Here is a 12,127-nt window from a genome sequence, read left to right on the forward strand (position 1 = left end):
CACCCCCTGCGGCCGCTCAACCTTCGTCCCGCCGCCCTCATCCCGCGCATGAGGCGCGGCAGCGTTGCCTTGGAGCACGGAGACGACTACCCTCCCCCGCGCGAGGCACCTCCTGGGCGGACCGAGTCCGTCTCCGACGAAGGGACCATGAATGGGCATCATCTTCGAGCACAACGGTGATGCGGTCTGGGAACCCTCGCAAGGCCTCGGCCGGCTGTTCGTCCATCAAATCCGTGGGGTGGAGAAGCTCCTCGGGCTGGACAGCGGAGTCGGCGACGTCATCAACGACGAATGCCAGATCGATCCGGCCCGACTGAAGCCCTTCGTGATCGCGCTCGACCGCAAGCTCAGCTCGGGCGGCAACGAGACGCTATCCAGCCTGCTCGGCGGCTGCTTCGCCGTGGCCGCGGGCCTGTACGCAGCGTGCCACCCGCGCGACGAGCTCGATCTGTCGAGGATCGGAGCTGCGCTCAAGCACCGCGGAGAGCTCCTGGTGTCGGGGCGGACGAGAGCGAGGGCGATCTTCGCCGACCTGCAGATCGACGACGAGCCCGTTTGATAGCACGACAGTGCTTAGCTATGAGAATAAGCCACAGACCCGTTCGTCAACAGAGCACCACGATGGATTCCGATCACGCCGAGCAGACGGTCACACGCATCAACAACTACCTCCAGCAGCAGCTATGGTTCGACTTCGAGGTGTCGGAGTACCAGAAGGGCCGGCTCGTCGTCATCGGGAGCATCGACACGACGGTGAGCCACAATGTCGAGATCTGGTTCAAGGACATCGCCTTTGTCTCGCTTCCGATGGAATGGAAGACCGACACGTCAGCCCCTCCGCTATCTCTCATTGAAGGCGTGGAGGCCGTGGAGATCAGCTCCAGATTTCAGGTCGAAGTCGGACACCATATCTTTCGCTTCTCACCAGAAGATTACGCGCCCCAATTCGGCTGCCTCATCGGAGCACGCGAGATCGGCTTTCAGGTCGTGAAATAATCGCACCACTGCTCCCACGACCATGCTCACGAACACCAACCTCCTCCCCGTGCTCGCCAGGGTCTCCGGTCATCCGTTCGACCCGGAGTCCGAAGAAGTACAGGACGGCGGGCAGGTGCTCTTCGTCTGGCCACCCGCTTTCCGGCCAGATGCGCTGCGACTCGACCCGCCGCTCTTGACGAAGCGTTTTGCCTGGCAGCGCGCTACCCTGCCCCGCCATCTCCATGCTGACCGACGAGAACGTCCAGGTGCTCCGCCTCGTAATTGCGATGGTCGGCGCGGTCTCACCCAATTTTCGTCGAGTCTCTCTGGAGGTCGTCGACGCCAGGAAGGTCCACCTGTGGTTCCTGCTCGCGCACGATCACTCCGAGGACCGGGAGGAAATCGACGACATCGCCTTCGAATTCGAGTCGCTCCAGGACCGCGGCATCGAGCTGGAGACGACGATCCTCGTCGATGCGCGCCCGGTCGAGCAGCTCGCTCTGCCCGGCAGGGTCGTCTTCGGTCGAAGAGAAGCGACACCGTCGCGCGCATGACCGCGTCTCCTCCGCCCACCTGCTCGCGCTCCTGGGCGACAAGTGAACATGCGTACGAGTTCACCTGGCGCAGCAAAAGCACCGGCCGCGGCACTGTGCAATAAGGCCGCCCCCTGCTCGGGTTGCGTTCGCCTCTTGGCCGGCATTTGACAGTGCGGCCATCGAGGGCAGTCGGCGAGCCGTCCTCACATCGAGGCGCCGACGCTCCAGGCTCAATGGACGGAGAGCCTCGCCTCGGCGGCTGCGCACGCAGCTACGCGGCCAGCTGGGAGGCGCCATCGGTTCCTCGCCGTCTGCCCTCCACAACGGCCTCGCACCCGCCCTCGCTTCGTTCACCAGGCCGGCGGCGATGCCGGCTTCACCGACCGCTGCTCAGGGGCTCTCGACGTCGTGCTCGTACCCGTAGAAGAAGTGTTGGCACGAGTTGACCGGCGCCTGGAGCTCGATCGTCTGCTCCGGGCCGAACACGATGCCGGTCGGGAACGTAAGGTGGTTGTGCCCCTGCAGCGGGTCCCAGACGCGGTTGTACGCCACGCGCGCCTTGGCCCGCCGCAGGTATACGGACATACGTTGGCCTGATTCGTTCACGATCGTCCACGCCGTCAGCACGAACACCTTGCCGGCGGGTACGGTATACGCGATCTGGTTCAGGCTGGAAGTCGACTCATAATACACGACGCGCACCTCGTCGTCGGTGACACAACAATTCTGGGTGGGCATTATGGATCCTGGAGCGTGCAGCAACGAGCGAGATTCTCAGCACTCGACTCGACCGGCAGATTATCACGGCGGCGATCACCGGTCAACGCGAGACGCTTGAATGGTTCTGTATGCCCTTTCGATCCCATTTCCGCGCTCAGCGGCGCCCGGAGGGGCAGGTCCTGGAGCGAGCATTCTTCGCTGCGCGGGCCTTGTAAGGGTCCGTCTGGCAGTGCCGTGATTCCCGCAGCCCCATCCGGGCCCGAATGTCCAGATACTTTCGTACTCCTCTTCTCATTTCCTGCGCGTGATGCACTCGGTGGCGCGATGTTGCCCTACCCAACTGCAGTTGGTGAGCGACGTCCGATAACCGTCGTATGAACTTTCCCTGGACCGTCCGGAGACCGTGATGCTATAGACCTGCGTCATCATGGACAGGGTTCCGCCGCGCGCGGCGGACGGAGTGCAGTGCGATCAGCGGCCGAATCGGCCGCCGGAGGAATTGTAATGGTGTATGCGATTCGTGGTCGGGTTTGGGATGCGTCTGCGCCGACAGAGACGCTTTCTAGTGTTCGAGTGCAGTTGTTCCTCGACGTCGGCACCGAGTTCCTCGACCCGCCCAACCCCGGCCCGAGCCGAGACCGCTCCGCCCCCTGGTCCACGACCACCGATCCCGAGGGCTTTTTCACGCTCGTTCTCACCGACGACGAGGCGACGGCGCTGATGGACGCTCGCCGGCACCGCGAGGTCATCTTCAAGATCTACAACACGAACAGCGTCATCCTTGGCAGCCAGTCGGTCTACGTCTCGTGGGCGACGCTGCACGGCACCGAAGTCGTCGAGCTGAGCGCCGACCCGACGACAGTCCCGGCCGGTGGAGGCACCTTCTTCTCCGTTTCGGGCTTCCTCGTGCAGCCCGACGGCACCCCGCTGCCGACCGCGACCACGGTAAGCCTCCTCCGCAAGAACCTCCGCACCACCGACCCGGTGACCAGCGTGACCGTCGTCGGCGACGGTCGGTTCCTCATCCGCTACTTGTTGCCGGCCGGCAGCCACCCGGGCGCCGCCAACCTGAGCGTCGCGCTCGTGGCCGGAACGGCGACCGCAGGCGACTTCTGCAACCCCCCCAGCGACTTCACCGTCCGCCTCGTCCCCGGCAACGCCGCGTACGTCGGCCGCTCCGACTTCGACCTCGACGTCGACACCATCAGCCCGCTGCTCGACGACGCCACCCTCGACGATCTCGACGTCGACGAAATCAAGTTCCTGATGTGCCGCACGCAGCACGACAGCGGTGCGCTGGCCACCCTGGTCCGCGCGCACGTGCTCGCCGGCCGTTACGACCTCCCGGCGGCCGCGCTGGCCGCGTTCTCGCACGCCGGCATCCCGCTGGCGACGAACGTCATCACCTCTTTGACGGCGGACCAGATCGAAGACGCGATCGAGCGCGCCATCGCCGACAACGCGGTGCCCGCCTCGCTGGCGAGCAACATCGCCACCATCAAGACGAAGCTCGCCGCGGCCCGCCTCAATCGCATCGTCCCGGCGGCGCCCGACGAAGAGGACACCACGCTGGGCGCCATCCTCATCGCCGGGGCGCTCACGCCCGGCCTGCCGCGCGCGTTCGCCGAAGCATACGTTGCCCACACCGGCACCGCCGCCCAGTTCTGGACCGCCCTGCGCACGCACACCACGCTCGGCACTCACGTCGACCGCATCCAATTCACGCTTCAGGCCGGTGCCATCACCGCTAGCTTCCCGAAGCTCATCACGCTCCTGCACCAAAAGCGCGACGCCAACGAGTTCCGGCGCGCGGCCGAGCTGGCGAAGTACAGCGCAGACGAATGGGAAGGCTTCCTCGGCGAGACGGTCGGAGGCAGCGAAGTCGACACGCCGCCCGGCGTCATCGGCCCCGCCGCCGACAAGCGCGCCAATTACGCCGGCGCGATCGCCAAGATGGTCGAGGACCTCTACCCCTCGGCGCACCTCGCCTACCGCGTGCCCGAGACGAGCATCACCACCTCCAGGGCCAACTTCTCCTCGTTCGTCGTCAACAACCCCAGCTTCAGCTTCCAGCGCACGAACATCAACACGTTCTTCGACACCGCCAGCGGCCTGCCCGTGGACGCGGGCCAGAAAGCGGCGCTGAAGCAGGACCTGCTGCGCGTACAGCGAGTCTCGGCGATCACGCCCCGCAACGGCCGAACCGCCGCCTCGACCGCGCTGCTGGAGCAGGGGATGGCCTCGGCCGGGCAGATCCAGCGGATGGGCTTCGCCGCCTTCAAGTCCAAGTTCGGCGAGTCGATGGACGCGTCGACCCTGCGCGCGACCTACGAGAAGGCCGATCAGGTCGCCAGCACGGCGCTGCACCGCTTCCTGCACTCCCGCAAGGAGATGCACTTCCCGCTGACCGCCGTCATCAACTCGCCCGGCTGCGGCAACGTCGAGTTCGAGGAGATCTTCGGCAACCTCGACTACTGCGCCTGCAAGCACTGCGACTCGGTCTACGGCCCCGCGGCCTACTACGTCGACATCCTGCAGTTCGTCCGCCAACGCAACGCCGGCGAGCAGACGATGCTCGACGAGCTGCTCACCCGTCGCCCCGAGCTCGAGCACATCCTCCTCAACTGCGAGAACTCCAACACACCGCTGCCGACGATCGACCTCGTGCTCGAGACGCTCGAGCGCCGCGCCCGTGAGTGGCTCGATCTCGATCCCATCATTTACACGTCTTCTGCGGCCTGGCCGCAGACGACCTGGAGCGCGAGCGAGCTGGTGGCCCAGCCCGAGCACGTCGACCAGGACGTCTACGCGGAGCTCGCCAAGCCCACCGTCGCCTTCTTCCCGCACAGCCTGCCCTTCGACCTCCCGCTCGCGGAGGCGCGGGCTTATTATCAGAGCCTCGGCACCTCGCGCGTCGCCGTCCAGGACGCGCTGGAGTGGTTCGACGATCTCGACGAAAGCGACGTGTTCCGCGTCGACGAGCGCCTGGGCCTGTCCCCGGGGCAAGGCCAGATCCTCCGCGGCGCTGTGGATCCCCCCGACATGGCGCAGCTGTGGGGCTTCGCACACGAGGCCACGTATATCGATCCGCTCAACGCCGTCGAGCTGTTCCTGACCCGCTCCGGCCTCGACCTGCCCGCCCTCACCACGCTGATGCGCGGTCGGGTCATCGCCGAGGTCGAGATCGATTACCACGAGCCTTGCACCCTCAAGGGTGCGAGGTTCGTCAGCGCGTCGAACCCGAGCTCGAACGGCCTCACGACCGGCAACCTGAAACGCCTGCTCGTGTTCCTCCGCCTGCAGCGGGCGCTCAACTGGTCGATGCCCGACCTCGACGCCACCCTCGCCGCCCTGGGCACCTGGTTCGCCGGCGACGTCGCCGTCGATCTCGAGAAGATCGCCCGCTTCGTGCGCCTCCGCGAGCGCTTCCCGCAGCTCCCGCTCGGCGAGGTCCACTCCTGGTTCGGCAACCTCGATCGCCACGTCTACATCGAGGGCGCGCCGACATACTACGACACGGTCGTCCAGCCGCGTCAGCGCCACGCGGCCTTCACCGCGCTGTCCGGCGCGACCACGTTCGGCGCGCACCGCGGCGATCTGCTGGCGATCCTGCAGACCGACGATGCCGGCCTGGCCGCCGCCTACGAGGCCACCGGCCTCGACGACGACAGCGCCCTCAACCACGCCAACCTCTCGCATCTCTACCGGGTCTCGTCGCTCGCGCGTGCCACGGGCCTGTCGATCCCCGACCTCGTCACCATCACCCGGTATTCGCAGACGCTCGTCGACAGCAGCCCGTTCGCCGGCACCGCGAACGCGCCGGTGCGCCCCCTCCTCGACCTCGCCGAGGCCGTCAAGCGCTCGAACTTCACCGTCCCCGCGCTCGACTGGGTCCTGCGCAATCAACAGGGCGACAAGTTCGGCGCGAGCGACCTCGACGTCGCGCGCGTCCTGATCGGCCTCGTCACCGGCCTTCAGCAGGCCCACGCCGATCATCTCCAGAGCATGCCAGAAGAGCAGGACCCGCTCGCGCGGCTCGACAAGCTGCTCGTCGGTCCGCTGCCGGCCGGCGAAGTCGCCGATGCGATCGCCTTCATCCGCAAGGAGACCGACCCACCGCCGGCCAACGCGACCGTGGCCGGACAGCTCCGCGACGCGTTCATCCCCTTCCTGGTCGTCTCCAGCCCGGCGTACACCGAGTTCGGCAAGGTCTTCGGCGACGCCGACAGCGTCGAGGCTCGCGCGGCCCTGCTCGACACCGTGCTGACCGCCTGGCTCCGCCAGCAGAGGCTCGAGGCCGTGGTCGTGCAGCAGCTCTCCTCTGCGCTGGCGATGGACACCGCCGATGTCGACCTGCTCCTTCGGACATACAACCACGAGTCCACCAAGGCGCTCGCCCTCCTGACGGCCGACGCGTTCTTCACGAACACCTTCGACCCCGACAGCGACGCCACGAAGGTCAAGGAGCCGTGGTTCCCCGCCGCCTTCCTGGGCCAGGCGGACGTGAGCGGCCGGGCCGAGCTCTACCGCGGCCTGCGCAAGGTCGCGCTGGTCGCCACGAACTTCCGCTTCGGCCCCGGCTTGCTGCGCTGGCTGCTCGCCAACCTCGACGACGCCGACGTCGACCTGCTCGACCTCACCGCGCTCCCGGAAAGCGCTGATTCCAGCGCTGCCATCTACGCCGCCTACGCCGGCTGGGACTGGCTGCGCCGGGCGATCCGCGTGCGCGACGAGGTCCTGCGCGACCCGGCGACGCTGCTCCCGCTGCTCGACTACCTCTTCGACGCCGACCCGTTCGACAAGTCGCTCGCGCTGAGCCAGCTCGCCGCCGCGGCCGGCTGGGACAGCGACGCCCTCGCGGCCTTCGAGGCCGGCGAGACCGTCACCCGCGCCGAGCTCAAGCGCCTCGACGCCGTCGACGCCTTCGACGCCGGCTTCCGCCTGGCGAATCGCCTCGGCGTCCATCCCAACACGGTGCGCACCTGGGCCAAAGATCCGGCTGTCGACGCCACCGCCGCGGCCGCGATCCGCGGCGCCGCCGAGGCCAAGTTCGGCGTCACGGCCTGGCCGAGCGTCGCTCAGCCGATGCGCGACCGCCTGCGCGAGCGGCAGCGCGACGCCCTCGTCGACCTGCTGGTCTTCAAGACAGGCACCCGCGATCACGAGGATCTGTTCGGCACCCTGCTGATGGACGTCGACATCGCCTGCTGCAACCGCACCACGCGGCTCCTGTTCGCCACCGGCGCCGTCCAGCTGTTCATGCAGCGCGCCCTCATGGGCCTCGAGTCCGATCACGACATCGATCTCTCCGACCTCGACGCCGAGGAGTGGGAGTGGATGAAGCGCTACCGGGTGTGGGAGGCCAACCGCAAGATCTTCCTCTACCCCGAGAATTGGGTCCAGCCCGAGCTGCGCACCGACAAGACCCCGCTGTTCAAGAAGCTGGAGGAGGAGATCGCCCAGAGCGAGGCCGACGACGCCTCGATCGAGAAGGCCTACATCCATTATCTCGAGGGCCTGCACGAGGTCGCGCGCCTCGACGTGTGCGGCATGTACCACGAGATCGAGCACGACGGCATCGTCATCGTCGACCGCCTGCACGTGTTCGCCGCCACCCACGGCAACCCGTTCAAGATGTTCTATCGCCGCCGCGAGGACGACGCCTACTGGACCGCGTGGGAGGAGCTGCCGTTCCAGGTCGAGTCGCGCGGAGTGTTGCCAATGGTCGTCAACCGGCGCCTCCTGCTGATCTGGCCCAAGATCGAGCTCCGCGCCGAAGATCCGCCGACGCCCCAGCAGAACGAGACGACGAAGGCCCCCAAGAAGCACCGGAAGATCCAGCTCATGTGGGCCGAGCTCAAGAACGGTGAATGGAGCGCCCCGCGCACGACCGAGGCTTCGCTCCGGGTCCACGAAACCGACCCCCCCGCCGGCCAGATCGAGGGCCGCCACCCGAACTCCGACATCCACCTCCTCTCGGAAGTCGTCGGGACCGACCCACGGATCCATGTCGCCCACACGCAGATAAAGTACAGCGTCGCGATCGACGGCTACTTCACCTACGACGCCTGCCTCGACCAGTTCGACGCCCACCGGTATGAGCCTGCGCCGGCCCTCCCCGCCTACGGTCCGAGTAGCCTCAATGGCGATTATCCGGTCCCACAAATGACCCTGAGCTGGAGGCAGGGTTTCGTCGCCCACAACCAGTTCGGCCACCTTCCTTCGGGGGCGGAGCGCTTCGTCCGGGTCCCCGTCGCCGGCAGCCCCAATGCGGGTATGGCCTACTCGGACAAGATCATCCGTTACCACGTCAACGGCTTCCGCCTGTTCCTCCCGCGTCAGGACGCGCTCCTCAACGGCCGCCGCCCGATCGTCTACGACGATCCGAGAACTATGCTGTTCCTGCGCGCCGGTGATCAGCAGGACATCGGCGACGTCGACCCGGACGAGAGCGGACCCAGCGATCTGATCGACAAGGACCTGGGAAAGTACTTCAACAACGGCAGCGCAGCGGTCGAGGCGAGCGACTCTCCGACCGACAGCCTCGCGGGCATGGCCTCGGGCGGCGACGGACCGGCGACGGGCCAGACTTCGGGCCTGGGCCTCAATCTGAGCAGCTCCCCGACCAAGTACAACCTCTCGATCTTCTACCACCCCTACAGTTGCCTGTTCCTGCAGGAGGTGCGGCGGTACGGCGTCGTGGGCCTCCTCGACCCCAACGTGGCGACACAGGACGAGGACGCGTCTCTGCGCTACCAGAGCGCCAGCCGTCCGCTGGACGAGAGCTACTTCGACGGCGCCACGGCGGTGTGGCAGCCCGTGCCGCAGGAGGACATCGACTTCCGCTTCGGAGGCGCGTACAGCGTCTACAACTGGGAGCTGTTCTTCCACATCCCGATGTACATCGCCGACCGGTTGATCAGCGAGCGGCGCTTCGCCGAGGCCCAGCGCTGGCTCGGGTACATCTTCAACCCGATCCGCAAGGCCACGCTCGTCAGGGACACCGACTGCAAGCATTACTGGCGGATCAAGCCGTTCCGCCAACTGTCCTCCGACATGTCGATCGCGGCCCTCCTGGAGCTCTTGCAATACACTGGCGACGACGCCGAGCTGAAGGAGCAGAAGGCCGACCTCTCGGGCCAGATCGCCCAGTGGCGCAAGAACCCGTTCAAGCCCCACGACGTCGCTCGCATGCGGCCGACCGCGTACATGCGGGCGGTGGTCATGAAGTACCTCGACAACCTGATCGCCTGGGGTGACGACCTGTTCCGCCAGGACACGCGGGAGAGCACGCAGGAGGCCGTCCAGCTCTATATCCTGGCCCTGCAGATCCTCGGCAAGCGCCCGCGCAAGATCGAGGGCGACGAGCGGCCCGACAAGACCTACGCCGAGGCCTACGACGACCTCGACGGCTTCTCGAACTTCCTCGTGGAGATCGAGAACGAGGTCATTGGCTTCACGGCCAAGGACGCCATGATCCCGCTCAACATCAAGGGACAGGCCAACTTGCAGTCGCAACACCCGACCGATTTCGCGCTCGGGTACGTCAAGCCGGCCGGGGCCAGCCAGCTCCTCCAGGGCGCACCCAAGGCCTTGACGAGCTCGCCGAAGCCGCCCTTCCTGCTGCTCCAGGCCACCATCGTCACCCCGACGGAGACCCGCCTCTACTTCTGCATCCCGCCGAACGACAAAATGCTCGGCTACTGGGACACGGTCGCCGATCGCCTGTTCAAGCTACGCAACTGCCTGAACATCGAGGGCATCCGCCGCGACCTCGCGCTCTTCGACCCGCCCATCGACCCTGGTCTCCTGGCCCGGGCCGCCGCCCAGGGCATCGACATCGGCACCGCCGTCAGCAACCTCTACGCGCCGCTGCCTCACTACCGCTTCCTGCCGCACCTCGGCATCGCCAAGGACTTCGCGGCGCAGGTCAGCAGCCTGGGCAATGCCCTCCTGCTGGCGCTCGAGAAGCGCGACGCCGAGAACCTCGCAGTCCTTCGCGGCGGTCACGAGGTCACGCTCCTGAAGGCCGTGCGGCAGGTCAAGGAGCAGGCGATCAAGGAGGCCGAAGAGAACATCGAGGCACTCAAGCACGGCCGCAACTCTGCCGTGGCTCGGCACCAGTACTACTCGAGCCGTGAGTACATGAACCGCCTGGAGAAGGCCGAGCTCGGCCTCTCGATCGCCGCGACCGTCACCGACCTGATCGGCGGAGCGCTCGTCGCCGGAGGTGGAGCCGCAGCCGCAGTGCCTACATTCCAAATCGGCATCTCCGGTTGGGCCGGCACCCCGGTCGTCATCACGGAGTGGGGCGGCCAGCAGGTCAGCGGCGCTCTCGGAAAGGCGGGCCTGGCGCTGAACATGATCGCGGGCACGGTTCAGCGCGCTGCGGCAATGGTGAGCACACAGGCGTCGTACACCCGCCGCAAGGAGGAATGGAACTTCCAGGCCGACCTCGCGCGGCTCGAGCGCGACCAGATCGACGTCCAGCTCACCGCCGCGGAGATCCGCCTCGCCATGGCTCGCCGCGAGCTCGTCAACCACGACGTCCAGGCCGAGCAGTCGGCCGAGGCACTCGAGACCATGCGGTCGAAGTTCACCAACGCCGAGCTCTACTCGTGGATGGCGACCGAGATCAGCAAGGTCTACCACCTCGCCTACCAGCTGGCGATCGACCTCGCGCGCCGGGCCGAGCGCTGCTACCGCTACGAGCTCGCCGTCGACGCCGGCGACGACTTCATCCAGTTCGGCCACTGGGACAACCGCCGCCAGGGCCTGCTCGCGGGCGAGCGGCTGCAGCACGACCTGCGGCGCATGGAGGCCGCCTACTATCAGAACCATCGCCGGGAGTACGAGCTGACCAAGCGGGTCTCGCTCGCCAGCCTCGACCCGGTCGCGCTGATCGCCCTGCGCAAGACGGGCGCCTGCCACTTCAACCTGCCCTCGATCCTCTTCGACCTCGATCACGCGACCCATTACCTGCGGCGGATCAAGCTCGTCGGTCTGTCGATCCCCGCAGTCACCGGGCCGTACACCAACATCGGCGCGACGCTCACCTACGAATCGGGCGCGATCCGCTCGACTCCTGGGGGCGGAGTCGACGGCCAAGCCGGCGCCGCTCAGTCCGTCGCCATCACCGTCACCCAGGAGGACACCGGCCTGTTCGAGCCCAACCTCCGGGACGAGCGCTACCTGCCCTTCGAGGGCCGCGCGCTCGAGCGGAGCAACTGGCGCCTCGAGCTGCCGAAGGCAGTACGTCAGTTCGACTACGAGACCATCTCCGACGTCATCCTGACGATCCGGTACACGGCGCGTGAGGGCGCGGAGACCACCGCGACGCTCGTCGGCGACCTGATGAATGCCGAAAACACGGGACTCAACAACTTCAAGCGCGCCGAGGCTGACATCGAGCCCGTACGAGGCACGGGCCAGGTGCAGCTCTTCAGCGCTCGCGCCGAGTTCCCGGAGGCCTGGCGCAGCTTCGTGGCCGCCGGCAACAACGAGGGCGCGGCCTCGCTGGCCCTCGATCTCTCCGAAGATCGCTTCCCGTACCCGCAAATCCCGCCCGGCAGCCGCAGGATCCAGTTCGTCGCCATCTTCGCCCGTTGGCCCGCCAGCTCGACGATCGTGCCCGGAGAGGACACCTTCACGGAGGTCGACCTTCAGCCGGCGAGCGGCGCCGTCATCGAAGACCTCGCATTCTCAAGGTACCGGAACGAGCAGCCGCACGAAGACGCGAAGTTCAACTACATCTGGCACGGCGCCACCGCCACGGGCCTCGACCGTGACCCCGGCACTTGGACCCTGGTGATGCCGCACGGCTGGCCCGAGGACCACAGCCCCGAGGACCTCATCATCGTCGTCGGTCACAAGGTGAGCTGATTCAATCCAGC

General features: G+C 66.9%; 5 protein-coding genes. 4 read left to right on the plus strand and 1 reads right to left on the minus strand.

The annotated features are described in order from the left end of the window. The first annotated feature begins 151 nt into the window (after window positions 1–151). From O0S08_RS43820 to O0S08_RS43830, 3 genes are all read left to right on the plus strand, one after another. Entirely contained in the window at window positions 152–559 is a 408-nt protein-coding gene (locus O0S08_RS43820) for a DUF6086 family protein (RefSeq protein ID WP_269035467.1), read from the plus strand. Window positions 560–621: 62 nt separating this feature from the next. After that, window positions 622–996 carry a hypothetical protein gene (locus O0S08_RS43825; RefSeq protein WP_269035468.1) on the plus strand — a complete coding sequence of 125 codons (375 nt, stop codon included), beginning with the start codon at window positions 622–624 and terminating at the stop codon, window positions 994–996. Between the two features lie 224 nt (window positions 997–1,220). Continuing rightward, complete coding sequence (locus tag O0S08_RS43830) at window positions 1,221–1,532, plus strand: MafI2 family immunity protein (RefSeq protein ID WP_269035469.1); 312 nt, start codon at window positions 1,221–1,223, stop codon at window positions 1,530–1,532. 372 nt (window positions 1,533–1,904) lie between these two features. On the opposite strand, the gene O0S08_RS43835 is transcribed toward O0S08_RS43830, so the two are convergent. Further along, window positions 1,905–2,252 (minus strand): hypothetical protein, encoded by a 348-nt coding sequence (locus tag O0S08_RS43835; protein ID WP_269035470.1) that lies wholly within the window; start codon window positions 2,250–2,252, stop codon window positions 1,905–1,907. Between the two features lie 555 nt (window positions 2,253–2,807). Here O0S08_RS43835 and O0S08_RS43840 point away from each other — a divergent pair. After that, window positions 2,808–12,116: a Tc toxin subunit A-related protein gene (locus O0S08_RS43840; RefSeq protein WP_269035471.1), complete on the plus strand. Its 9,309-nt coding sequence runs from the start codon at window positions 2,808–2,810 to the stop codon at window positions 12,114–12,116. The last annotated feature ends 11 nt before the right edge of the window (window positions 12,117–12,127 follow it).

This window comes from Nannocystis punicea (assembly GCF_026965555.1).
Classification (GTDB): domain Bacteria; phylum Myxococcota_A; class Polyangia; order Nannocystales; family Nannocystaceae; genus Nannocystis; species Nannocystis punicea.